Here is a 23002-nt window from a genome sequence, read left to right on the forward strand (position 1 = left end):
CATATGACACAATTAACATTCCATGAGCTACAGAGCTACCTGGCACTAAAATACCAAGAAGGACGCACTTCGTCTGCTCTGTTTATGAAGCTAGTAGAAGAAATTGGCGAGGTTGCAGAGGTACTGAACCAGTTAGAAGGTCGAAAAGAAAATCATATTTACGTGGTATCCCACGATGGGACGATCAATTCGTATAGGGAGTTTATTAGAGGAGAAAAACTGACCAGAGAAGACTTTTTAACAGGCGCTGGATGGGTGAAGCAAAGGTACTAGGCTCTAGAAAAGGGAAATGGAACCAGCACAAGAAAAATGAGCTGGTTTGATCCTTTCCCTTTTAGTTCTCAATTTCCCACTCTGGATTCCACACAACTTCCCATACATGACCGTCCAAATCCAGGAAGTGACCAGAATATCCTCCCCAGAATGTATCTTTGGCTGGATCGGTGATTTTTGCCCCGGCTATTTCTGCTTCGAGCATCACCTGATCCACTTCTGCTTTGCTGCTGACATTATGGCCGATCGTGAATTCAGAGGGACTTCTGGGAGAGAGTGGGACATTGGCTTCTTTTGCTAAGCTTTTTCGTTCCCAGATGGCCAGTTTGACTCCATTTTGCAAATCGAAAAAGGCAACTGCGCCATTCTCGAATTCCTGCCCCATGATCCCTTCAGTTGGAAGGTGGAGACCGTTTTGATAAAATTCCAGTGATTTTTCCAGGTCATCTACTCCGAGAGTCAGTACGGTGATTCTTGGTTTCATTGTTCGTTCCTCCTTGTTTATTGCTTTATATAGCCCTATGTCGGTTTGGAGATGACGTTGAGGTTGAGGGCTGATCAATAGACGGAAAAATTCCGCTTAATTAGAAATTTCTATTAAAAAAGATTGAAATAAACGGAAGAATTCCGGCTATTTACTCCATCGTTCCAATGATAGGCGATTACTCTGTGCATAAGCGGAAAACCTCCGCTTATTTAACCCAAAAACATGTTACATCATAAATGTAACCGGAATATCTCCGCTTATTAAGTATTCCTCTGATAAAGAGACTCGCCAAATATGGCGAGTTCTTCAATTTAAAATAGTGGCCAGAAGCTCTCTTTTCATATTTACGGCTGGCTCGGAACTTTAATCGCTTTGATCATTTGTCTTATGGAACCAAGATGGTAGGCGGAGTGGGCGATCGCCCCGAGCAGACCCGTTACTGTCTGTTCCTCTAAGGAGTCAAGTGAATCAATCGTTGTAAGTAGTGTGGAGTATTCTTGGTGAAGTTCAGAGGTGTATTGTGTCCATGTGTTGGTGTCTACGCTCGTGATTTTCCAGGATGCTTTCCAGTCCTTGTCGGGTTCTTCTCCATTTAAGTAGGATCTTGCCACCCATACATAATAGCGGGTATGATCGGTTTGGGCTGCGATGGTCGTGCCGTTGACTGGTATCGAAGCGTCTTCTGCGGATAATCCTTCGAGCGTTCCGAACAAGCCACTTCCAGGTTTCGATTCTGTGTACCAGCTTCCGTTTCCTTCAGGTCCTTCAAATGTTTCCTTCAACAACGTTCTTACAGCTGCCAACAGCGGATTCTCCATTATAGTACCTCCTGAAATTGTATTTAACCATCTAAAACAATTTAGCTGGTTATAAGTTTACTCCGGTTGTTTCTAACTGTCAATATGTATTATGATGGTTAGTGTAAAGGAGTCATGATTATGTCGGAAACAACAAACCCTTATATGATGGTCGGAGAACGTTTATGTATGGATTTCACCAATACCGTCAGCTGGCGGGAAAGTACGGAGAAAAGGCGGGAATGGTTTACGAGTTACGCCAAATTGGTCGACTGGTCGGTCCATGCTGGAGTTTTTACAGTTCAACAGGCACAAGATCTACTTAGTGAAGCAGAAAAAAACCCCTCAAAAGCAGAAAAAGTCCTGAACCAGGCAATCGAACTGCGTGAAGTCATGTACCGATTGTTCAAGAGCATTTCAATGAAAACCTCGCCAAACGAGCAGGATCTGGTACGCTTCAATGAATCAGTGAGTCACTTCTATCAATCTTTACAAGTCATCCAAGACGCGGATCAATTCACATTAAAGTTCAAACAAACAGATAAAAACCTGGACACCATGCTTCCTCCCATTCTCCAATCAGCTGTCGATTTACTCATTTCAAAAAATGAATTGGAAAGGGTCAAGCAATGTGAAGGAGACCCTTGCGGATGGTTGTTTTTCGATACGAGCCGGAATAAAAGTCGCCGCTGGTGTTCCATGGCGGATTGCGGGAATCGTGCGAAGGTGCGGCGGTTTTATGAGAAAGGGAAGTGACGATACTCGGTCACTTTCCTCATTAATCTGTAATCAATCTAATAGGATAAGTATGTCAGGAAGATTGACGTACTTTTTTTCAATAGGAAGTTCAAAAACCGAAAGGACGAATGCAATTGAAACGACTATGTATCATAATGGTCATCTTGTTCTTGTCAGGGTGTAATGCTGCTGAACAAGGAGAGAAATCTTCTAAAGAAGTAGAAAAAACTCCTTCAACAGAAACAAAGACAATTGGAAATCTCAAAGAGGGTTACACTTTCGATGAGTTCATGGAAGATCATGAGGTCTCGTTAAAGGGAACTGACATTCCTTACAGGGTGGAAGAAGGATTTACGAATAAATCAATTGCTCTTGAAGGAAAGGCACAGCTCGGCAGGTATTATAATTATGGTTTCAATAAGCTAGAAGGCAGTCATTTTGTAGTTAAAATTATGAAAAAGGATGAGTTGGATTGGTATGTTTATTTACCAAGGGAAGAGTACCCGGACCTGTTTGAAGCATTAAAGAAAGGACCGGTGGATGTGTACGCCACCGTTTCCATCCCGAAGGAGTATTTCGAAACGGGGCAGGGTCACCTTTCAATCGTTGAGGAAATTTTGTTTAAACAAAGCGGGGTAGAAGAAAAGCCGCTGGATGACGAACTGGCTGACTATATGAAGAAGCATTCCGTGGAGCTTACAGCAAGGGATATCCTATACGACTTAAAGGGGATGTCATATCAGCCATTCGCCCTCAGTGGAAACGCGCAGCTCGTGACCTATCGCTATGCCAGCGCATACAAGGACTTGGAGCCGACCCATTTCGTATTAAGTGTGCGGGACACGGTAAACAGTGAGGAGCAGCTTTGGAGGATCGTCTTTGACAGGATGAAGTACAAGGAATTGTATGAACAGGCCCTTGGTGGGATGGTCCATGTCAATGTCACCGCGATGGTGGAGTATGATCGCTTTACCGAATATTCTGGAAGAAATGCCGTCGGACAGGATGTGGAGCTTGAGCCGTTGGAACGCTATGCCGATACATCGATGGAGGGACAGTCCTATATGGAGGAAAACGGATTATCACTCATCGGAAGGGAAGTATTGTATGATTCGATTTCCTATATAGAAGAACCTTTCTTTGTAGAAGGAACGGCTGAGATGGACCCTTATGCCACTGCCAGTGGAGAGGACGAAAATCTCCAGGACACCCATTTTCGGATTGATATCGTTGAAGATCCTTACGGTGAACAGTATGTCGATTATCCCCGGGCGCTGGAAGGGTGGACGCTTTACCTTGACCGACACAAATATCGGGATATCTATGAGAAGCTCAGCCAGGAAAAATATCTCGATGTCATGGTGACGGCACGCATTCCCCGGGACAGATACAAGATGGGGCAAAGCGGGGCAGCGTTGGTTGAGAATGTGGTTATTAAGTAGTGCTATTACTGCAAAATATTAACCAAAGAAGCAAGAGGTCCAATCCTCTTGTTTTTTTATAGTATTTCAAATTAATGAAGCCAAATCCATCACACGGCCGTCTAATACATAGTCATACACAAAGGAAAAGAAGGTGAGTTCAATTATTGAATTAGTTCACAAAGCTAAAGAGGGCGATGAAGAGGCTTTCTTGACAATGTTTCAAGAATACGAGAAAGATATTTATCGAATGGCGTATGTCTACGTGAAAAATCAGGAGGATGCTCTTGATGTCGTTCAAGAAACGGCCTATCGCTCCTTCAAGAAAATAGGAACACTAAGGAATCCTGCCTATTTTAAAACGTGGTTAATCAAAATCACCATAACCTGTGCCACGGATATGTTAAGAAATAGAAAGAAAGTCATTCATCTGAACCCGGAATACGATACCCCTATTGAATTAGAAGATTATGATCTTCCGCTTTCATTATCCTTGCAAGACTTGATTGAGACATTAAATGAAAGTGAAAAAAACATCATACTCTGGAAGTTTTACCATGGATATACCCTTAAGGAGATTTCAGAAATCGAGGAATCACCATTGGGCACAGTAAAGTCTGTATTATATCGAGCGCTGGCAAAACTCCGAAAACAGGTTAGGAGGGTTGATATGTATGAATAATCATATTAGACGTGAGTTAGAAAAAATTGAAATTCCAGATGAATTACATAGTAGAGCCAGATTAGGCGTCGAGAAAGCAAAAGCAGAATTCAATGCGAGGAGTCATCCAACTGTAAAGGAGAAGAAGCCAAGTCAAATACCCTCTTCAAAAGGGAAAAAACATCTTTATAAAAGACTTTCAATCATTGCAGCGGCACTCTTGCTCATTGCTTCAACGCTAACATTCACACCAGTGATAGCGGCCATTCAAGAAGTATATGACAAAATTTTCTCAAGTAAGCATATTGATGATTCAGGAGTGAGGAATGCCGTTCTATCAGGGGATGGGCAAATACTTGATCAAACATATATTGATGATAAACATGATATTACCGTCCATTTTGAACGTGTGTTGACGGATGATAAGGAAACAAAACTCCTCCTTACTTATCAGAGTGAAAAGACCGATTTAAAAGATTATTATATTGATTTGTTCGAAGGTGTAAGCTCAATCAATTTAATGGTTGGAAACGAAAGAAGAAAATTGAAAAATGTAGGCTGGGGAAGTAGATATTATGACAGGAAGGAGAACAAAGTAGTATCAGCCCTTTCGTTTGAATCATTAAAGGATTATAAGGGAAAAGACATCCGCTTGGAAATTGATCAATTAACGGTTTATAAAGATAACGGTCGGGATAGCGTGGAAACAACCTGGCCATTAGAATTTACCATCAAGCCAGCTGCATTATCAGAAAGAAGAACGGTAGAACTCAATAAAACATTCACTTACAAAGGGGAAACCTACACCGTTACAAGGGTCGAGTTCTCTAAGTTGGAAACAAGGGTGGTAGTTACAGGGTCAGACACAGGAGATCAAAAGGATAAAAGTGGAAAGGTATATAATGTGATGAGCAAGTTAGAGCGCCAATTTCTTCATTCCAGGAAAAACAGTAAAGGGTATGGGTATAGTGTTGACGATAAAAGATCTGGAGTGTTCATAAAAGCAGGCGGCGAAAAAGTCGAACCGATTTTTAGTAAGGGTGAAGTAGATGGAGACAACGATGAATACATCATGACCTTTGCCCCGATAGCTGTTAAGAATCAAAAGGACTGCATCCTTGAAGTGGGTGACGCTGTCGACATACCTCTGACTAAATCCGGGAAGGTAATTCAAAAAAAGATAGAGGATGAAAAATCCGAAATGGAAGCGTTGCTAGCTGACAGTGGATTTACATTAATTCCATTGTCCAAGGAAGAAGAGGAAGAAATAAATCAATATTTAAAGACATACCCAAAAGAATTTTCAAATGATAGAAAACCGATTGGAAAGCTAAAACGGCTAAATTCAAAGATCCTAGACGTTAGCATTTCAGAAAGATCTGGTTCCGTCAGTCATGTTGAGGCTAGTACTCCAGAAGAAGCTAAAAAAATTCGAGAAGATAATGGTTTGTCTTTTATTCCAGTTTATTTAAAACAATATTAATTTTAAGAAACCACTACAAGAATGAATAATTCATTTTCAAAATAGGAAGAAGCGTGAACCGATGCCCCCAACAAAAAAAGCATACGCCTACGTCACAAGAGTAAGAGATAAAAGGCTGCAAGTATTGGTATTTAAACACAAGAATATTCCTGAAGCAGGTATCCAGATACCGAAAGGCACAGTAAAAGAAGATGAAGACACGTTTAGCGCAGTAATAAGAGAAGTTCAAGAGGAAACCGGCATTCAAAGATTTGAAGTGGGAAAATTGATAACAGAAGACTATTGGGAAAATGATGACGGTGCTATGCACAAAAGGTATTTTTATAAAATCATTTGTCATGAATTGTCTGATGAGTGGGAGTACAACCCCACAGGTGGAGGAGAAGAAGTAGGAATTACCTTTCAATTCTTTTGGGTATCATCGGATGAAGAAGTTGAACTAATAAAAGGTCACGCTGATTATTTGAAGATGGTTTTTTATGAATAATAAATGAATCATATCTAAAGGAAGGGGCTTATCCAAAACAGGATAAGTCCCTTTTACATGGTTATAACTTATAAAAAAATATGAATTCAGGATGAAATATAAAGAACTTTTATCTGAAAATTCAAATCCTTAATTGCTAAAATAACCCAGTTTGTTATAATTGAATATGATTGCAAATTGATTAGTGAAGGAGGTTGTAAATCGTGCGTTCAATGAAACTTCATACCAGAACCATTACATTTACGATGTCCAAACCTTCTTATCGCATATAGTTAATCCTGAGATTTCTTAATCTTATTAGTATGTAGGGACTATCGTTTAGTGATAGTCTCTTTTTTTATTAGGAAGAGAGCAATTGAATGAAGATTATTAGGAGGAAATGAAGATGGTGGATTTTCGATCAACCGATTTAATAATGGAAGAACATGAACTGAAAAAGTACTTACAAGAATATAAGAATGGAGATAAACCATGGGACGTAGAGAATCATGCTCGTCTTGTGACATCGATGATTCATTTTATCGGATCTACGGATAGTGAGCTTAGAGATAAATTGATCTACAGCACCTTTTGTCAGTTAGCCATAGACAACCAGTTGGGGCATGATTTATTGAATGATCTGCTGGATTACAGTTTAAGTGATGACATGTTATTCAAGGGGATTGGTGAAAATGGCACGGATACCGTGTTTACAAGGGCGTTTAGCTCACTTGTCATCGCTGTTATTTTATACAAGGATAATGAGGATGATTTTCTCCCCCGGGACGTTGTCTATAAAACTAAAGATCTCTTAATCAACTACATCAACTCTGAAAATGACCTGAGGGGTTTTGTCCCCGTGAAAGGCTGGGCTCATAGTATAGCCCATGTGGCAGACGCGTTTGACGAGTTGATTCTCAATAAAAAAATGGAACAGAAAGATTACTTAGACATGTTGCCCCCACTTTGGGAGAAGGTCCTTGTATCTGACAGTGTCTATGTACATGCCGAAGACGAGAGAATGATCGCACCGATACTCGCCATGTTAGAAAAGGGATTGGACCTAGTGGAAATAGAGCACTTACTAAAAGGGTTACCTTCCGAACTGAAGCGCAGGAAAGAACAAGTAGAGGAAGAGAATTATTGGTTTTTAGAAGCGAACTGTAAGACCTTTTTAAAAAGCTTTTACGTAAAGATAAGTTCCCGTGAAGAGTTGATCTCTCTTCGTCGGGATATTGAATTGTGCTTATCAGAATTGTAGAGGAGGCAGGGGATGAAAAAGAATAAAATGGTCAGAGAATTCGTTGATACCGAATTTACAGCAGAGGCGGGATATGAAGATATTCTAGAATTATCCCGTGCTTGTAAGTATTCGAACTGCACTCATATAACCGAGGAAGACTGCGCGGTTCAAAGAGCCATCCATGAAGGCGCTCTATCAGAAGAAAGATTTAACGCCTATTATAAAGATAAAAACGAAGCAGAATATGTTTCCAAACAAAAGAATAAAACCAAGGCCATCGAGTATATGAAGCAAAGGGATCTATTTAAAAGATCATAGATCGAGGCTGCTTAGTTAAAACAAAGGGGTAAAAATATGAATAAGCATGAACCTATCGAGATAGAAGGCGGCTTAAGGCTGGTTTATCAAGAACCGAAAGAATACACTCGCTATTATTCCATTTACCATGGACAAAAATATGCAGATTCTTATTTTAGAAGGTCCCCGGAGACGTTAGTGGAAGTGGCAACCATTTTTGACTGTGGATATTTCATTGTGGAAGGTGAAACGATCATTGGCGGTGTACTACTGAAACCTAATTTCATATCAGATTTATTTATCGTGCCGCCCTATAAGGACTACGAAGGGGTGGCACATAAGCTATTAAACTATGTCAAAAAGATATCTGCAATTGAAGAAAAAATCATTGTAAGAGAAGTGGTAGAGGAACATGTAGCAACGTATGAACAACTTGGATGCAAGATTCAAGAGGTGAATGTATGGATGATTCGTCCGACTGAGCCCATGATGGCTTTTCTCCGTGAAGGGTATCGTTCAAGGGCTGTTTTAAGTAAAGATGCAAATGATATCGCATGTTTACTTATGAAAGCCTATAGTCCCAATCCGGCGTATAAGGAAATCGGAACGAAAGAGGATTATCTTCTCCACGTAAACGAATTTATCGATGTACATAAACATAATGAAATCATGGATGAGTGTTCAAGAGTTGTGATCGATACCCACTCGGGCACCATTGTAGGGGTCTGTTTGCACATGGAGTTTGAAGACTATCCGCTTATCATGAGTTTAGTTGTGGAACCTGATCACCAACAGAGAGGGATTGGACGATACTTGTTAACCCATTCAATCCATTCTTCGAGTGAAGGGTACCCGGCCACACGCTTGTCTGTCATTGAGGATAATGCAGCGATTAAGCTTTATGAAGATCTTGGGTTTTTTAAAAGTAAATCGATCAGTGATATGTATCTAGAGTATTAATCCTTTGAAAGTACTAGTCATTCTGCCTGAAAAAATGAAAGAGGGATGTATCCATTTATGAAAACGTCTCAATATACGATACGAACTTACCAAGATCACGATGCCAATCAGATTGCTTCATTTGATGTTAACGCTATGCTTGCCTATCGGTACAACCGTGATTATGAACATCAAAATATCTTCTGTGCTGTTGATACTAATGATCACATAGTTGGCGTTGGTCATATTGTTCCTGACCAAACATGGTTAGCGATTGATCACACGAACAAGCCTTCTGATTTTGTGTATCAATTGAATGTAGACATTTCGTTGGACGAGGAATCGCAGCCTCCTGAAAATGTGTATGGTGATTTGTTGAAATGTCTTTTAAATAGAGGGGAGGAACTGAGAGCAGGGTATTCTGACAAAAAAGTAAGAGTGACGCACACCATTTCATCTGATGATCTGGAAGAAATCGATTTCTATCTTTCTAAAGGTTTTGACACTCGTAGGACCCACTTACTAATGAAACGGGATTTAAAAGCAGACATCAAGGATTATTCGCTTCCAGGAAGTCTAGTGGTCAAAAGGTGGGAAATGGAGACGCAAGCTGAAGAGGAACAGTATCTCGCAGCAGAAGCAAAAGGAGATCTTTATAGGGTGTCCTGGAGTCTGAATCATCTAAGGTGGACCAAAAACGGGGGAGAGTGGGATACGTTTACCGTTTTTAATGGAAATGAAGTGGTTGGAAGCGTCATGACCTGGGGGCTTGGAGAGGAACGGAGTGCGACGGAAAACATTTTTGTATTACCTGAATGGAGAAGAAAAGGAATCGCCAAAGCCGTCATTACGAAAGCTTTATTGTTCCTGAGGGATAAAGGGAAAAGTGAAGCTACTCTGGGTGTATTCGGAGATAACGGAAGGGCAATATCCTTATACGAGTCATTAGGTTATCGAATGTTCTCCATTCATCTGGAGTTTGGAAAGGACTTATAAACGATAAGACACTGTTACAACTGTTATTTAATGACATACAGAAGGGGTGGAAGCGATGATAAGCAAACCAGAAACGAACGAATACCCTCCGTATTATAAGGGATATGTAAACAATGTCCCAGATGGAGATCTCCTCCAGATTCTTGATGAACAGCATAAGGAAACCAAGAAACTGTTGATGGACTTAAGTGAGGAAAAGGCAGAATATCAGTATGCCCCGGGAAAATGGACCATCAAGGAAGTCATCGGCCACATAACCGACACGGAGCGAATAATGTGCTACCGCCTTCTCAGTATTGCCAGGGGAGAAAAGGGAATGCTGCCTGGATATAACGATGATGATTATGTGAAAAGAGGGCAGTTCAATTGTTTTTCACTATCGGATCTTCTGCATCATCAAGCCCTTGTCCGCCAACACACCATTCTTCTTCTAAGCAGCATGGATGAAGAAGCGTTGCGCCAGCGAGGGAACGCAAATGGCTCCGAAGTGACGGCCCGTGCAATTGCGTACATTATTGCGGGGCATGAAATGCATCATCGAAGGATAATTAAGGATCGATATTTAAGGGACACATTGACAAATAGTGATACTGATGCGAAAGGATGAACCCCGATGATTTCAGAGCTTGAACAGTCTGAATTTTATAGATGCAAAGCATTATTGGTTCACGGGGGACTATTGGAATCTAAAGCCGCCATTGAAGGCATGCATTCCGACCGCATATTTGTGGATGACCCTTTGTCTCCTGCCTCTGCATTTATATGGCTGGGAAGTAATAATGGTTTTATCTTTATTGGAAACGAAGAAAACGCTGGATTTAATAGCCAGCTGACCCATCATTTCAATACAGTCATCAAACCAGACGCCAACAGAATGGGTTTAACACGTTTTGAAGCGATAGGTGACCATCCAAAGTGGAATAAGACGATTAAAAGCGTATTTGGTGAAAATCTGAAAGGCTACAATCAAAAAGTGTATGAACTGCAAAAGGATTATTATATCCAGCATGAACCTCGTTTAGAACAAGGATATGAAACTGTTAAAATCACAAAAAGTGTTTTGGAAAACAACGCTTCCGAAACATATCGAAACATCGAATTCTTACAATCGAAAGTATTACAGTTTTGGCCATCGTTTGATAAGTTCCTACATCATGGTCTCGGGAATATGGTGGTTTATGAAAATGAAATTGTAAGCATTTGTTTCTCAGGAGTTGTAGCAGAAAATGTGCACGGCATTGACATTGAGACGTTACCCCATCATCAAGGGAAAAAGCTTGCACAGAAGGGAGCTCATGCTTTTGTGCAAGACTGTTTAGAGAATGAGATCATCCCGTATTGGGATTGTATGGAGATCAATGAACCTTCTGTTGCAGTTGCAGAAAAGATTGGGTTTCGGAATAAGCTTAATTATAGTTGGTATAGTGTGCCGTTTGAATGATTTCTTTATGAAGGATCCTTTTCTATTTACCGTTTTTGTTTCCGTCCTTTGTAGTGATAATTTTTAATTCGCTTTGGTAACAGGGACGGGAGGAGAAAGAAATGGAGGGGGAATGTTATGAGCGAATACATGCAAAAGTGTGAAAGAACGAGGGAAAAAGGAAAATAAAATACATTATTTACCAGTTGTCCATATCAGAAGTGGTTTCTTTTCTAACGTTAATCTTGTTCAGCATGGTCTTTCACACGCAATTAACAATTAGTATTTTTATTTATCAATCCATTATTATCGGATTATCTATTTCTATTTCATCATGGATAGGAAATGAGAGAAGATATCAAAAATATAAGTACCAATAAAGCTTACTTTTATAGATCAAGACGAAAGGGGGAGGTTTCATGTGGTGGCAGTACTATGGGGATGCAGTAATTGCAGTGTCAGTGTTGACAGCAATATTGATTTTGAGTTCGATTCATTTCTTCAGCTTGAACAGTAAAAGAGGGTTCATCATTCCTTTAACCATATCCACTATAGGTTACATATCCTTTGTAACAGGTATCGTCTTTATCAGAGGATTTGAAGGATTAGGATTTATGGTCTATGGAGCGATCATTATGGGGATTGGTCTCTTATATTACCTGGGAGTGGGGGTCTATAGGAAGAGTAGATACTAATAACAATATGGGGGAAATTAACGTGAGAATTCTAATATTAGGAGCAACTGGATTTCTTGGATCTACTTTATTTGGTTTAGCAGAAAAATTAAATCACACAGTATTAGGTACTTCAAGAAATCAAAATGGAAACTCAAATATAATTAAATTGAACATAACAGATAAAGGCGCAGTAGAACAAACGATCAAAGATTTTCATCCTGATGTAGTCGTATGGGCATTGTTAAGTATGGCTGAAGAGGATGCATTAATAAACGTAGGTTTATCAAACCTATTATCAACGATAAGTAGACAGACGAAACTTATCTTCATTTCGACAGACGGCGTTTTTTCAGAAGGAAAAGGTGGTTATTCTGAGTCAGATGAAACTAAACCGATAGCTGAAGAAGCACCTTTATCTACCTATATTAATTCGAAAATAGTGGGTGAAAAGATGGTCCAGAACGACCATCCAAACCACATCATTATTCGTACAGGTCCACTATACGGAAAGGATTTAAATCAAAATATTGAACAGAGGACTCAAAGGACTATCAGTGAAGTTGAAGAAAAGGGCTGCTTCCATGCGGCAACAAATATGTACCGCAATTTTGTACATATTGAGGATTTATCCACTGCCATATTAGAGCTATGTACCTTAGATTTTCTTGGGCTGATACATGTAGGTCCATTACAGAAAGAAAGTTATTTTTCTTTTTACCAAAAGCGCTTAAGAGGTTTGGATTATGAAGAAAATGTAATAAAAGCTTCCAAAATAGATCCAAATGAAAATCCATATTTAATACTGGATACTTCATTAAATACTCAAAGAGTGAATGGTTTGCTTAAATCAAAATTTAGAAGCATTAGTAGTATGTAGAATCATCATTGGACTAAAGGGGTGAAGCCATTGTTGTCCACAGAAAGATGCGAGTTACATAGATTAAAGGAAAGTGATTCTTACCATATTAAAAGATTATACGACAACGAGCAGGTACGAAAATATTTAGGTGGCATCGTTAATGAAGAATCATTTAAACAGAGATTTCATGAAATGATCCATTCACCAAATAAGGAACATTATTGGACTATTTTTAATAAAAGTTCCCAGGAATTTGTCGGCATGGTTTTCCTTGATACTTATCATGACGGAATTCACACAGAAATCGGCTATCAATTGTTACCGGAATTCTGGGGGAGAGGGATCGCCAGAGAAGTAATTAATAAGGTATTGCATTATGGAATTCACACTATGCAATTAGACAAAGTCATGGCCGAAACACAGTCGGAAAATAAGGCTTCTTGCAATCTATTATTATCAGTAGGGATGAGGTTGGAGATGAAGATTTAACGCTTTGGAAATGAACAATCCGTATTTGCCAATTCGGCTTCTTGATGAAGAAGTGGATATGTGAGGAGGTATAAGTATCAAGGAAAATACTGCTGGATGTTTTACTATAGTGATGAATCAAAATGGTTATATTCTGTTAGCTAAGCGAAAAGATTATCCTTTATGGGATCTTCCTGGAGGAACACTGGAAAAAGGTGAAGAATTAGCGATTTGTGCTATGAGGGAAACACAAGAAGAAACAGGTTATAGTATTTCAATTAAGCAGAAAATCGGGGAATACTATAAGCCACAATACAACGATGTGGAGCATTTATTTTCAGGAGAATTAGAAGGCGGGTCACCGATTGACGAGGGACCGGAAACAGAAGAAGTAAGGTGGTTTCATCCTCGTAAACTCCCCTTAAATATGATTCCAAATAGAAGAAAACAAATTAAGAATTATTTAACGTGTAGGGGAAAAGTAGTGAAAACATCATTAAGAGTTTCTCCTGCAAAAATATTCTTTTATAAGGGGTTTTTAAAAGTCTTTGGTAGATTTCTATAATGCAATGTTCCAATCTGGAGCCAGTAATTTATTGATGAATTACATATGAATCCGAAATAAAAATAGTAGGTGAATGCATGAGTTTATTAAAAGATAAAAAGATCCTGATAACAAGCGGAGGTACGCTTGAGAAATGGGATACGGTCAGGGGACATACTAATTTAGCAAAAGGGACGATGGGGTGTTATCTAGCGGAAGAAGCATTGAACCAGGAAGCAGAGGTCATTTACTTACACGGCTACTTTGCAAAGCTTCCAGAAAACCATGGGAACATGCGATTAATACAATTTGAAGGCATAGAAGATTTAGGTGAGAAAATCAAATCGATTGTACAATCTGAACCTATCGATGTCGTGATCATGGCAGCTGCGGGATCAGATTGGGTAGTCGATAAAATATTGGACCAACTAGGGAATTCGATTTTGGAGTCAGGAAAAATGACGAGTGATGAACCCCCGATCATTCATTTTAAAAAAGCACCGAAAGTATTATCAGAAATAAAGAAATGGAACCCTAACGTCTTACTTGTCGGATTCAAGTTAGAGCACACAGATGACTCGGAATACTTATTTAAGAGGGCAAACCTTCGAATGGATTCTTCCGGGGCAGAATTTATGGTTGCGAATAAAACCTGGTCTCTCTATGGTGAAAATGCCGAGCATTATATTGTTTCAAAAGGTCAACCTCCTCAAATGTACAAAAGTAAAAAAGATACAGCAGAGGGCTTAATGGAGTTACTTGCAGGTCATGTAAACTAAATAATAAGTTATATTCAAAAGAAAATGAAAATTGCCAGAAATGAAAAGGTTTGAAATAATGGCTATTTGTGGCAGGCGATTCTTTACTGAAAGGCGGATTCAATGAAACAACTATCAACCAATATTTCTCTCATCATTTTAGGGATATGTATTTTAGCTGGTGCATGGATGATTTCGAATGCCCTGCAAAACAGTGATTCTCCCAATGCAGATGATCAAGTTACAGTACATATGAATTCAATGGAGGACCTCAATTATTGAGTTCTACGGAATTAAAAGATTACTTAGGCATAAGCGACGAGCAATTAGAAAAGATATACCCCAGAAAAGAAGATGATGTGGTTAAAAGTGAGATTCCATACATAAAAATAGGATATGAATACTACTTTCCTGTTAAAGCAATCGATCGATGGTTAGAGGAGACGGAAGGTAAATCCTTTCAGTAATAGGTAAACTGGAATCATTAAACAGCTGAGGTTATATCAATGATCTTCAGCTGTTTACATTTTTAAAGGGGGATTTGCATTTTGCAACACTGCAAGAACTGTCAAACCCAATTCCAATGGAAAGAGGTCTACCGGTATTTATGGGGCCCAATAATAAATCCGATCAGATGTCATGCATGCAATCAAGAGCACTTGATAACGATGAAGGGGAGGGTCATGCTTAGTTTGTTGTTGGTTTTTCCCTCGTTACTCTTTACCCTTTTCCTTACTCCCTTCCAAAACATTTTTTTAACTTTGGAATTGGGATGCTATTAATACTTATAGGCTCACTGCTGAGTCCATCCGTAGTAAGGTTTAAACTTAACGCTTAGAGAAAATGATCTTATTTAAATTCAATACTCTATAAAACATCCAGGAGGAACTATAGTGCAAACACATATCCGAGAAGCCACCAAAAATGATTATGATGCGGTTCATCGAATACAAAGACAAGTGCACGAAATGCATACAAAGGAAAGACCAGACCATTACCAGATGGCAGACACCACGTTAGACCAAGAGTATTTTAACAACTTAATAAATGGAGAAAACACGAAGGTATTTTTATTGGAACATGACCAACCCATCGCCTATACCATTATTACAATCAAGAATACCTTTGAAAGGCCGATCCTCATTCCTAAGAAAGTGGTTTATATGGATGACTTTGGTGTGGATCAGACGTTCAGAGGAAAAGGATTGGGAAAAAGATTCTTTGGGGAAGTAGTGGAGTACGCTAAGACGATTGGTGCAGATTCACTGGAGTTAGGCGTATGGGAGTTTAACGAAGATGCGATTAAATTCTATGAATCCATGAATTTAAAGACTAAATCAAGGCTGATGGAAATCCTTTTATAAGATTCTCTCAAGCTTTCAGAATTAGGGGGGGAGTTCAAGTTGAAGGAAATAAGGGAAATCAATCATTCTTCATACGCATCATTTTGTTCACTTGCCAATGGGGCATTCCCTGGTTTAAATGCCGACCAATGGCTGCAGGGGCATATTGAAGAAACACCGAGCGAAAGCTTATATGGATTGTTCAAGGGGAATGATTTAGTGGCTGGCATGCGGACGTTTCTGTTTGAAATGAATTTAAACCAAACCACCATCCCTGTTGGCGGAGTCGGGATGCTTGCCGTTGATTTGTTACATAAAAGAGAGGGAAATGCTTATCAATTAATCAAGTATTTTTATGAGCTTAATAAGTCCAAAGGTTATCATCTTGTGATGTTATATCCGTTCAACGTTGCATTCTATAAAAGAATGGGATTTGGAATGGGGACGCAGGTTTATCAATATTATGTCAGACCATCCGCTTTTCAGGAGTATTCACGTAAAGAGCATCTTGAACACTTAAACTATGAAGACAGAGAACTCATCCTGGATTGTTACAACCGTGTTTTTCAAAAAACGCATGGAATGACGAAACGATTTCCAACGGAGCGGGAGTTGAATCGACCATTTAATTTTGGAAAAGTGGTGGGTTTTAAACAGGATGATCAAGTACTTGGCTACGTGTTGTACGAAGGCAAGGGGAAGGATCTATACATCCATGAGCTGTTCTTTGAAACAAGGGAAGCGATTGAAGAAATATCTACTTTTTTACACCAACAGGCAGATCAATTTAAAAGAATCATCATCAATTCTAACCAGGATGACCTCCTTCATTTTCTCAGTTCACCTGAAAGTGGGATGGATACCATGCTTGATACGGCGCCTTCTGTTGACAATAAGCATATGGTGAACCTTGGGGTTGGTGTGCTGTACAGGGTGATCGATTGTAAAGGGTTATTGATGGAGCTGTACGAAAAGAAGCACCGATTCGGCAATACTTCAATAACGGTAGGATTTGACATACAGGATGATTTGCAAGATGACGAGTCAAAGAACTTCAACGTGACGTTTTCAAATGGAGAGATTCAACATTTTCATGGACAGGGGGTCGATACTGTCATACAAATGGATATCTCTGAGTTTTCTTCGATGATCATGGGGGCCGTGACTTTCCACTCTTTATATAAATGGGGCAAAGCAGAAATATCGAATCCAGCATATGTGAATCAAGTCCATGACCTTTTCCACACGCATGAAAGACCTGTATGTACGAAAGCGTTTTAAGTAATTCAAGATGAAGGGGTATCTGAATGAATAAGAGTGATACATATTTAAGTATAGAAGAGCTTCTATCCATACCCGCCATATCAGACTTACACATGAGTGAGGACGGACAACACGTAGCGTTTGTCAAAAACACGGCTGACTGGGAAGAGAATAGATATAGGGATTCCATCGTGATATATGAAAAAGACAAGGGAGAATGCACCCCATTCACAGAGGGGACATCCCCACTATGTTCGCCGGATTCCAAACGTTTAGCCTATCTATCAACTGGTGATGGAGGTACGAAGAATCAAATCTTTGTGGAGTCGATCGATGGTGATGGCAGGATTCAAGTCACGGATGAGAAAGAAGGTATCATTCAATTCAAATGGGATCCTTCTGGGAAGGGCTTTTACTATGTTGCACCGTCACCGGAATCTGAGGAAATCATGAAGCGCAGGGAGCAGTATGGAGATTTCCACCATGTAGGCAAGGAATATCGGAAGGATTGTTTATGGTACGTGGAATTAATTGGACAGGTTCCGTATCAACTGACGGACGACGAGGATTTTCACATCCAGGAATTCGATGTTTCAGCCGATGGGGAAAAGGTGGTGTTCATGGCTACGCCAAGCCCGGATGGGGAGGATGGTCAGAATCGAGAACTCTACCTGCTCGAGCGTCCATCCGGAGAGTGGCGGAAGCTGAGTGGAGATAAGGTAGTGGGAGGGAGCGTTTGCTTTTCTCCTCAAGCTACGAAAATCTGTTACATGGCAAGCATACGTGAGAAGGACTACTATAAGACTCATATCATGGACAGTACACTCGAAATCTATGATTTAACGAGTGGTGAGAGGATTCAACCACTGCTGGATTTTGACCATGCGGTTGTTCCCATACGCTGGACAGCTAAAGGGATTCTAATGATGTGGCAGGATAAAACGAATTATCGTATCGGATTACTCTCCAAAGATGGAGAGCTGGATATTTTGGAAGGGAAATCGGATGGATGCATGATGGAAGCTTCTATCACGGGGGATGGAAATCATCTGGCCTATTTTAGGGCTGCACCGAATGAAACTTTTGAAGTCTATGCTGATGGTGAAAAAATAACCAATGAGAATGGTTTGCTCGAGGGGAAACTTACAAGTAACAGGGAAGTTATATCATGGAGCAGCAGTGATGGCCTTGAAATAGAAGGGATATTAACAACCCCGAAAGACGTGGATTGGAATAAAAAACACCCGTTATTGGTCTTTATCCATGGGGGGCCGGATTGGGCTTCTTTCCCTATCCACTCAAGCTGCTTCAATGAAAAATATCCAGTTGAATCGTTTATTGAGAAGGGCTTCATCGTTTTGGAACCAAACTACAGAGGAAGTTCAGGATATGGGAATGACTTCTTGAAGGCAAACTATCGAAACCTTGGCATCGGTGACTACGAAGATGTGATAGCCGGTGTCGATGCACTCGTGGACAGGGGAATTGCAGATCAAGATCGTGTCGGCGTGATGGGCTGGAGCCAAGGCGGATTCATCTCAGCATTCTGCTCTATCTATAGTGATCGGTTTAAGGCTGCCTCTGTTGGAGGAGGAATAAGTAACTGGATCACGAATTACGTGAATACAGATCTGCCTTCCTTTATCAGGATGCATGTGGGAGATACACCGTGGAACGACCCAGAGATCTATGCCAAAGCCTCACCCATGACCTATATTCAATCTGCCTGTACGCCAACTTTGATCCAACATGGTGAAAAGGATGCAAGAGTCCCAATTCCCAATGCTTATGAACTCTATAAAGGACTCAGGGATATGGGAGTCGAGACAGAATTAGTCGTATTTGATGGCATGGGATACAGCTCTGACAAACCAGGAATACACCGGGCTATTATGGAGCAGAATTTGAGTTGGTTTCTACGGTGGTTGGTTAATTAGGGCCGAAATTTATATAAAAAAGCCATGGGGACAGGTCTGTTATGAATTAACGGACCCTCTCCAGGGCTTTCTATTTCTTGATATCAAGTCATCAAGTTGATGATTTAACCCCACATACAGCCACAGTATGATACCCCCGCGACACGGGTCCTTCCAATACGCGAAGACCCTTAAACTTCAATTGTTCCATAATCGGGATTAATTCACTTTGGATCATCTTCTTGATGGAATCCCAGTCTTCTCCATCCTTGCCATCGCAAAGCGTGATCAGGACGGTACCTTCAGGAGCCAGTACCCTTTCGATTTCCTGCAATGATTTGAACAGGTCCTCCCAGAAGTAGACAGAATGGATGCTGAACACTGCTGTAAATTCTTCATCAGGGAACGGCATTTCTTCAACGCTTCCGTGAACTAGTGCCATCTGCTTTTGACTGATGGCTTTTTTGTTGCGCACTGCTGCTGACTGGAGAAGCGTTTCTGACAAATCCAATCCGGTGACATTGTGCCCTCCACTCAACGAAACGATCTGTTTCAATGCAAATCCTGCCCCGCATCCAATCTCAAGAATCCGTTCATTTTTCTGAAGGTTGAGGTTTTCGATGCTCCAAAGCGTTTCAGGCTTGTGCTGACGAATCATCTTCTCCCCGATGAACCATCCGAGAACTCCGGCGGGACGGCTATACTGGGTGTCCATGAGGTTCTGTAATTTTGCTTTCACATTCATGAAACGCCCTCCTTTTATTCATTGTGTATTTACACTATAATTTTCTTATACCTATTAAACAATCCTATATTATTTATAGTTACTATTAATTATTTTTATAGTTGGAGGAGTCAGGATGGAAATCAATCAGCTGATTGTATTTGAGCTTGTGGCGAGGGTCGGTTCATACAGCAAGGCCTCTAGATACTTGGATGTATCGCAGCCTACTGTCAGTTTGCGGATTAAAGAGTTAGAGAAAGATGTGGGGGGATATCTTTTTGTCAGGGCGGGAAAACAGATGGAGCTGACGGATTTGGGTAAAGGGTTCCTTCCCTATGCGAGGCAGGCTCTTGAAGTGTTGCATAAAGGGAAAGAAAGGGCCCAGTCGATAAAAGAAGGGAAAAGAGGGGAGATTACGATCGGAACCCTTCCCACATTTACATCGGGGCACTTCACCTCGATCATCAAGGAAATGTACTCTACATTTCCCGATATCCAGATCGCCATCCACACCGGCCATAACCAACAAATCATCGATATGCTTTATGACGGAAGCATCAAGCTTGGAATGATCACTTCCCCGTTTTTTAATAAAGATTTGAAAAGGCTTTATAGTATAAAAGAACCTCTGATCTTCGTTGCCCGCCGTAATCAGCTATTAAGCGGGATGAAGGACGGCAGTTATAGGGTAGAGGCCATTTTTGAAACGAGTAAACCATACATCATGACGGATTGGAGCGAGGAGAGCAAGCACTGGCAACGAACCCATATGTCATTCGGGAGTGACTCCATCGAATTGCCTCCTGCTACTGCACTGGAGTTTGTCCAGAACTACAGTGGAACCGCGCTTCTTACAGAATCAATGGTTTCTGCCTTCTTAGAAGAAGGATTATTGGTAAAGCTGGAACCGAATGATATGCCGGCTCTCTATAGGGAATTAGCTATAGTGAGCCTGGTTAGTGAACAGTCCCTGCCTCCTGCTGCACGGCGCTTTTTGGAAACTGTGAGGTCCGGGTCATGGGGACAGGTCTAGAGCGGGGGTGTATTCCCCGCTCTGCCGTTATGCATCTAATTCTTCAAATAACCCAATCGAATTACCATACGGATCGCTAAACGTACACCAGGCTGCTGGTACTCCTTCCCTGGTCTGGACTTCCTCTATTGTTGTTTTCAATGATTCTATCAATCTTTCACGTTCAGAATAAATATCGTGAACACCTAAACGCAACGGACCATTCCCGACTGCAGGATCTCCTTTTGCCACCTGCAGCCATGTATCTTTCACGATTTCCCACTCGGCAAAATTTTCATGTGGGATGAAGTCAGGGTTGCGGTTAAAGAGTGTTTTGTACCAACTAAGCCCTTTTTCGTAATCTGTTACTCGAACCTGGAAGGTGACTCCTGTATATTTCTTCATTTTCTTCCTCCTCTATCGTTGATTACATTCAGTGGTATCCGAGAGTGTGTACGGTGGATTCCTGTCCTTTTCTTTAAACCTTTCCTCCTATATTACATTCAAGTCAAAGATCCATTCTCCTCCCATTACTTTCCCAAAGTATGGCATGTTCCTATCTTTTTAAGAATAGAGTGATACAAAAAGGGTGATTCGGTTTATGAACCATTTTCATGAATTGTGCACGGAGTACGGCAGAATTCTGCAGGGAAAAGCCAAGGTGCAAAATGGCGTTTGTTCCGTATCGATCGACCGGCATTTATATGTAACGATACAGGGAAGGCCAAGCAGAGGGGAGTTGAAGGCGGGATTTTCATTTGAGGCACTTGATACAGAAGGACACGCATTGAATCTTGGGGAGGTTGTCCTGCTGGAAGAAGAAATCCCGGCATTCTCGAAACTGCTTATCCAAAAAGGATTGATCATCAGCGCTCTTCACAATCATTGGCTCTTTACCGAACCCGATATTATGTACATCCATTTTCAATCCGTGGAGCCTCCACTGAGTTTTGCCCATAAGGCTGCTGAGGCTCTTACTGTCCTAAAGAAATAAAGGTTCTTTCCGTCATAGGAATGATGATGACTTCCAGACGGTTACATAATCACTCTCCCATTTTTATAAAATGATCCTAATTTTTTCGAAACTTTTACCTTTCATAAGACGTATATCATACTAGAACAACTGTTTGCTGAGTCGACTCAAATAGCTGTTGTAAAGGTTCTGGAGGAGATGACGATCTGTATTTATCCAGATTCTATAAAAATAAAATAAAGTTAACAGAATAATTGAAACTATTCTATTTTGGCTCCCGTCTAATAGGTAGTAGTGTTTAAGAAAATATACCCAATACATCCAAATAACGATACAGAAAAACAGAATGGGGGAAAAAGTATGTGGCAACAAAAGCTGATCCAAACTGATCGAGGAGATTTTGAAATTTTTGAAGCGGGGAGTGGGGAACCCTTATGTGTGACTCATTTGTATAGCGAGTTTAACGAGCGCGGCTACCACTTTGCTGATCGGTTTGTGGAAGATTACAAAGTGTACCTTGTTAATTTGAAAGAAACGGGGAATAGCACTGAGGTTCAGGATGAAGACGAGCTAAGTATGAGGGAAACCAGCAAGGATCTGGAAGCGATCCGATCAGCTTTAGGATATGATAGCTGGAACTATGCCGGCCATTCCACAGGCGGGATGTTGGGGCTGGTTTATGCTGCTGATTATCCGGATTCTCTGAACCGATTAATTGTAGGCGGGGCCTCAGCTACCAATGAGTATGTGAATGATCAGGAAAGTATTTACTGCGATGAAAATCCGCATAACGACCGATTGAAAGAGGTATTTTCCATCCTCCAATCCGATGATGCAACAAAAGAAGAACGGGTACATGCAGGCAGGGAATGGACGAAAATGTCTCTGAATGACCCAGGCAGATATGATGAATACTTTTCTAAGCCAAGCAGTGGAAAAGTGGTGCAGAAACGGTTGGAGTATTATGCTTTGAACGAACTGCCAACATACGATATCAGAGAGGATATTTCGAACATAAAAACCCCGACAATCGTTTTTTGCGGGAAACACGACTCTCAATGCCCATTTGTGTATTCGGAGGAAATTTTTAATCTTGTACCGAATTCAACATTTTATATTTTCGAGAATAGCAATCATTCACCTCATGTAGAGGAACAAGAAAAATTCAGTGAAATGGTGAAGGATTTTAGCTGTTTGGTCTAAATACCTATAACTTTGGTGCATTTCTTTATTGGAAATGCACC

At 40.6% G+C, this 23002-nt stretch carries 29 protein-coding genes; 25 read left to right on the forward strand and 4 right to left on the reverse strand.

All coding sequences use genetic code 11. The features are described from left to right. The first annotated feature begins 3 nt into the window (after nucleotides 1–3). Nucleotides 4–273 (forward strand): nucleoside triphosphate pyrophosphohydrolase family protein, encoded by a 270-nt coding sequence (locus ATG71_RS23745; RefSeq protein WP_098439577.1) that lies wholly within the window; start codon nucleotides 4–6, stop codon nucleotides 271–273. A gap of 61 nt (nucleotides 274–334) precedes the next feature. Here the strand turns inward: ATG71_RS23745 and ATG71_RS10630 are convergent, their stop codons facing one another. Beyond that, nucleotides 335–757 (reverse strand): VOC family protein, encoded by a 423-nt coding sequence (locus ATG71_RS10630; protein WP_098439578.1) that lies wholly within the window; start codon nucleotides 755–757, stop codon nucleotides 335–337. Nucleotides 758–1104: 347 nt separating this feature from the next. Continuing rightward, nucleotides 1105–1578, reverse strand: a complete 474-nt coding sequence (locus ATG71_RS10635; protein ID WP_098439579.1) for a hypothetical protein — start codon at nucleotides 1576–1578, stop codon at nucleotides 1105–1107. Nucleotides 1579–1698: 120 nt separating this feature from the next. Between ATG71_RS10635 and ATG71_RS10640 the strand changes: the two genes are divergently transcribed. From ATG71_RS10640 to ATG71_RS10735, 21 genes are all read left to right on the forward strand, one after another. Next, nucleotides 1699–2313, forward strand: a complete 615-nt coding sequence (locus ATG71_RS10640; RefSeq protein ID WP_098439580.1) for a CGNR zinc finger domain-containing protein — start codon at nucleotides 1699–1701, stop codon at nucleotides 2311–2313. A gap of 116 nt (nucleotides 2314–2429) precedes the next feature. Continuing rightward, the gene (locus ATG71_RS10645) at nucleotides 2430–3737 is read left to right on the forward strand and encodes a hypothetical protein (RefSeq protein ID WP_142953471.1); all 1308 of its coding nucleotides are present in this window, start codon (nucleotides 2430–2432) and stop codon (nucleotides 3735–3737) included. Between the two features lie 133 nt (nucleotides 3738–3870). Next, nucleotides 3871–4398, forward strand: coding sequence for a sigma-70 family RNA polymerase sigma factor (locus ATG71_RS10650; protein ID WP_286162982.1), 528 nt, complete (start codon nucleotides 3871–3873; stop codon nucleotides 4396–4398). Next, complete coding sequence (locus ATG71_RS10655; RefSeq protein WP_098439582.1) at nucleotides 4391–5860, forward strand: DUF4179 domain-containing protein; 1470 nt, start codon at nucleotides 4391–4393, stop codon at nucleotides 5858–5860. Before ATG71_RS10650 ends, ATG71_RS10655 begins: the two co-directional genes overlap by 8 nt. Before the next feature lie 61 nt (nucleotides 5861–5921). Then, nucleotides 5922–6347 (forward strand): NUDIX hydrolase, encoded by a 426-nt coding sequence (locus ATG71_RS10660; RefSeq protein ID WP_098439583.1) that lies wholly within the window; start codon nucleotides 5922–5924, stop codon nucleotides 6345–6347. 385 nt (nucleotides 6348–6732) lie between these two features. Further along, nucleotides 6733–7587 (forward strand): DUF2785 domain-containing protein, encoded by an 855-nt coding sequence (locus tag ATG71_RS10665; protein WP_179886512.1) that lies wholly within the window; start codon nucleotides 6733–6735, stop codon nucleotides 7585–7587. A gap of 12 nt (nucleotides 7588–7599) precedes the next feature. After that, nucleotides 7600–7887 (forward strand): P-loop NTPase family protein, encoded by a 288-nt coding sequence (locus ATG71_RS10670; protein ID WP_098439585.1) that lies wholly within the window; start codon nucleotides 7600–7602, stop codon nucleotides 7885–7887. Nucleotides 7888–7923: 36 nt separating this feature from the next. Continuing rightward, entirely contained in the window at nucleotides 7924–8826 is a 903-nt protein-coding gene (locus ATG71_RS10675; protein WP_098439586.1) for a GNAT family N-acetyltransferase, read from the forward strand. Nucleotides 8827–8883: 57 nt separating this feature from the next. Next, complete coding sequence (locus ATG71_RS10680) at nucleotides 8884–9801, forward strand: GNAT family N-acetyltransferase (protein ID WP_179886513.1); 918 nt, start codon at nucleotides 8884–8886, stop codon at nucleotides 9799–9801. Between the two features lie 55 nt (nucleotides 9802–9856). Then, on the forward strand, nucleotides 9857–10408 hold the full coding sequence (locus ATG71_RS10685; RefSeq protein ID WP_098439588.1) for a DinB family protein: 552 nt from the start codon (nucleotides 9857–9859) through the stop codon (nucleotides 10406–10408). Nucleotides 10409–10414: 6 nt separating this feature from the next. After that, nucleotides 10415–11242, forward strand: a complete 828-nt coding sequence (locus ATG71_RS10690; protein ID WP_098439589.1) for a GNAT family N-acetyltransferase — start codon at nucleotides 10415–10417, stop codon at nucleotides 11240–11242. 600 nt (nucleotides 11243–11842) lie between these two features. Then, nucleotides 11843–12775 carry a sugar nucleotide-binding protein gene (locus ATG71_RS10695; protein ID WP_098439590.1) on the forward strand — a complete coding sequence of 311 codons (933 nt, stop codon included), beginning with the start codon at nucleotides 11843–11845 and terminating at the stop codon, nucleotides 12773–12775. A gap of 30 nt (nucleotides 12776–12805) precedes the next feature. Next, nucleotides 12806–13246, forward strand: coding sequence for a GNAT family N-acetyltransferase (locus ATG71_RS10700; protein ID WP_098439591.1), 441 nt, complete (start codon nucleotides 12806–12808; stop codon nucleotides 13244–13246). A gap of 112 nt (nucleotides 13247–13358) precedes the next feature. After that, entirely contained in the window at nucleotides 13359–13790 is a 432-nt protein-coding gene (locus tag ATG71_RS10705) for an NUDIX hydrolase (protein ID WP_098441792.1), read from the forward strand. Between the two features lie 77 nt (nucleotides 13791–13867). Continuing rightward, nucleotides 13868–14548, forward strand: a complete 681-nt coding sequence (locus tag ATG71_RS10710; RefSeq protein ID WP_098439592.1) for a phosphopantothenoylcysteine decarboxylase domain-containing protein — start codon at nucleotides 13868–13870, stop codon at nucleotides 14546–14548. A gap of 102 nt (nucleotides 14549–14650) precedes the next feature. Next, the gene (locus ATG71_RS23370) at nucleotides 14651–14809 is read left to right on the forward strand and encodes a hypothetical protein (RefSeq protein WP_179886514.1); all 159 of its coding nucleotides are present in this window, start codon (nucleotides 14651–14653) and stop codon (nucleotides 14807–14809) included. Next, nucleotides 14806–14994, forward strand: a complete 189-nt coding sequence (locus ATG71_RS10715) for a MerR family transcriptional regulator (RefSeq protein ID WP_098439593.1) — start codon at nucleotides 14806–14808, stop codon at nucleotides 14992–14994. The genes ATG71_RS23370 and ATG71_RS10715 overlap by 4 nt, the downstream gene beginning before the upstream one ends. A gap of 81 nt (nucleotides 14995–15075) precedes the next feature. Beyond that, nucleotides 15076–15309 (forward strand): TIGR04104 family putative zinc finger protein, encoded by a 234-nt coding sequence (locus ATG71_RS23985; RefSeq protein ID WP_179886515.1) that lies wholly within the window; start codon nucleotides 15076–15078, stop codon nucleotides 15307–15309. Between the two features lie 111 nt (nucleotides 15310–15420). Next, the gene (locus ATG71_RS10725) at nucleotides 15421–15891 is read left to right on the forward strand and encodes a GNAT family N-acetyltransferase (protein WP_286162983.1); all 471 of its coding nucleotides are present in this window, start codon (nucleotides 15421–15423) and stop codon (nucleotides 15889–15891) included. Between the two features lie 39 nt (nucleotides 15892–15930). Continuing rightward, nucleotides 15931–17151, forward strand: a complete 1221-nt coding sequence (locus ATG71_RS10730; protein ID WP_098439596.1) for a GNAT family N-acetyltransferase — start codon at nucleotides 15931–15933, stop codon at nucleotides 17149–17151. Nucleotides 17152–17177: 26 nt separating this feature from the next. Beyond that, nucleotides 17178–19070, forward strand: coding sequence for a S9 family peptidase (locus tag ATG71_RS10735; RefSeq protein WP_098439597.1), 1893 nt, complete (start codon nucleotides 17178–17180; stop codon nucleotides 19068–19070). A gap of 91 nt (nucleotides 19071–19161) precedes the next feature. On the opposite strand, the gene ATG71_RS10740 is transcribed toward ATG71_RS10735, so the two are convergent. Continuing rightward, entirely contained in the window at nucleotides 19162–19794 is a 633-nt protein-coding gene (locus ATG71_RS10740) for a class I SAM-dependent methyltransferase (protein ID WP_098439598.1), read from the reverse strand. A gap of 115 nt (nucleotides 19795–19909) precedes the next feature. On the opposite strand from ATG71_RS10740, the gene ATG71_RS10745 reads away from it, so the two are divergent. Further along, nucleotides 19910–20806 (forward strand): LysR family transcriptional regulator, encoded by an 897-nt coding sequence (locus tag ATG71_RS10745; RefSeq protein WP_098439599.1) that lies wholly within the window; start codon nucleotides 19910–19912, stop codon nucleotides 20804–20806. Between the two features lie 27 nt (nucleotides 20807–20833). On the opposite strand, the gene ATG71_RS10750 is transcribed toward ATG71_RS10745, so the two are convergent. Next, on the reverse strand, nucleotides 20834–21190 hold the full coding sequence (locus ATG71_RS10750) for a VOC family protein (protein WP_098439600.1): 357 nt from the start codon (nucleotides 21188–21190) through the stop codon (nucleotides 20834–20836). A 196-nt stretch (nucleotides 21191–21386) separates the two neighbouring features. Here ATG71_RS10750 and ATG71_RS10755 point away from each other — a divergent pair, with 196 nt between their 5' ends. Both ATG71_RS10755 and ATG71_RS10760 read left to right on the forward strand, forming a co-directional pair. Continuing rightward, the gene (locus tag ATG71_RS10755) at nucleotides 21387–21779 is read left to right on the forward strand and encodes a DUF1259 domain-containing protein (protein ID WP_098439601.1); all 393 of its coding nucleotides are present in this window, start codon (nucleotides 21387–21389) and stop codon (nucleotides 21777–21779) included. A 339-nt stretch (nucleotides 21780–22118) separates the two neighbouring features. Then, entirely contained in the window at nucleotides 22119–22961 is an 843-nt protein-coding gene (locus ATG71_RS10760; protein WP_098439602.1) for an alpha/beta fold hydrolase, read from the forward strand. Nucleotides 22962–23002: the final 41 nt, after the last annotated feature.

It is taken from the genome of Bacillus sp. es.034 (assembly GCF_002563655.1).
Taxonomy (GTDB): domain Bacteria; phylum Bacillota; class Bacilli; order Bacillales; family Bacillaceae_B; genus Rossellomorea.

What these genes read in the sequence shown, in the direction of transcription:
- ATG71_RS23745 (WP_098439577.1), top strand. Translation starts at nt 4, where the DNA reads ATGACACAATTAACATTCCATGAGCTACAGAGCTACCTGGCACTAAAA.
- ATG71_RS10630 (WP_098439578.1), bottom strand. Translation starts at nt 757, where the DNA reads ATGAAACCAAGAATCACCGTACTGACTCTCGGAGTAGATGACCTGGAA.
- ATG71_RS10635 (WP_098439579.1), bottom strand. Translation starts at nt 1,578, where the DNA reads ATGGAGAATCCGCTGTTGGCAGCTGTAAGAACGTTGTTGAAGGAAACA.
- ATG71_RS10640 (WP_098439580.1), top strand. Translation starts at nt 1,699, where the DNA reads ATGTCGGAAACAACAAACCCTTATATGATGGTCGGAGAACGTTTATGT.
- ATG71_RS10655 (WP_098439582.1), top strand. Translation starts at nt 4,391, where the DNA reads ATGAATAATCATATTAGACGTGAGTTAGAAAAAATTGAAATTCCAGAT.
- ATG71_RS10660 (WP_098439583.1), top strand. Translation starts at nt 5,922, where the DNA reads ATGCCCCCAACAAAAAAAGCATACGCCTACGTCACAAGAGTAAGAGAT.
- ATG71_RS10665 (WP_179886512.1), top strand. Translation starts at nt 6,733, where the DNA reads ATGGTGGATTTTCGATCAACCGATTTAATAATGGAAGAACATGAACTG.
- ATG71_RS10670 (WP_098439585.1), top strand. Translation starts at nt 7,600, where the DNA reads ATGAAAAAGAATAAAATGGTCAGAGAATTCGTTGATACCGAATTTACA.
- ATG71_RS10675 (WP_098439586.1), top strand. Translation starts at nt 7,924, where the DNA reads ATGAATAAGCATGAACCTATCGAGATAGAAGGCGGCTTAAGGCTGGTT.
- ATG71_RS10680 (WP_179886513.1), top strand. Translation starts at nt 8,884, where the DNA reads ATGAAAACGTCTCAATATACGATACGAACTTACCAAGATCACGATGCC.
- ATG71_RS10685 (WP_098439588.1), top strand. Translation starts at nt 9,857, where the DNA reads ATGATAAGCAAACCAGAAACGAACGAATACCCTCCGTATTATAAGGGA.
- ATG71_RS10690 (WP_098439589.1), top strand. Translation starts at nt 10,415, where the DNA reads ATGATTTCAGAGCTTGAACAGTCTGAATTTTATAGATGCAAAGCATTA.
- ATG71_RS10695 (WP_098439590.1), top strand. Translation starts at nt 11,843, where the DNA reads ATGGAGCGATCATTATGGGGATTGGTCTCTTATATTACCTGGGAGTGG.
- ATG71_RS10705 (WP_098441792.1), top strand. Translation starts at nt 13,359, where the DNA reads ATGAATCAAAATGGTTATATTCTGTTAGCTAAGCGAAAAGATTATCCT.
- ATG71_RS10710 (WP_098439592.1), top strand. Translation starts at nt 13,868, where the DNA reads ATGAGTTTATTAAAAGATAAAAAGATCCTGATAACAAGCGGAGGTACG.
- ATG71_RS23370 (WP_179886514.1), top strand. Translation starts at nt 14,651, where the DNA reads ATGAAACAACTATCAACCAATATTTCTCTCATCATTTTAGGGATATGT.
- ATG71_RS10735 (WP_098439597.1), top strand. Translation starts at nt 17,178, where the DNA reads ATGAATAAGAGTGATACATATTTAAGTATAGAAGAGCTTCTATCCATA.
- ATG71_RS10740 (WP_098439598.1), bottom strand. Translation starts at nt 19,794, where the DNA reads ATGAATGTGAAAGCAAAATTACAGAACCTCATGGACACCCAGTATAGC.
- ATG71_RS10745 (WP_098439599.1), top strand. Translation starts at nt 19,910, where the DNA reads ATGGAAATCAATCAGCTGATTGTATTTGAGCTTGTGGCGAGGGTCGGT.
- ATG71_RS10750 (WP_098439600.1), bottom strand. Translation starts at nt 21,190, where the DNA reads ATGAAGAAATATACAGGAGTCACCTTCCAGGTTCGAGTAACAGATTAC.
- ATG71_RS10755 (WP_098439601.1), top strand. Translation starts at nt 21,387, where the DNA reads ATGAACCATTTTCATGAATTGTGCACGGAGTACGGCAGAATTCTGCAG.
- ATG71_RS10760 (WP_098439602.1), top strand. Translation starts at nt 22,119, where the DNA reads ATGTGGCAACAAAAGCTGATCCAAACTGATCGAGGAGATTTTGAAATT.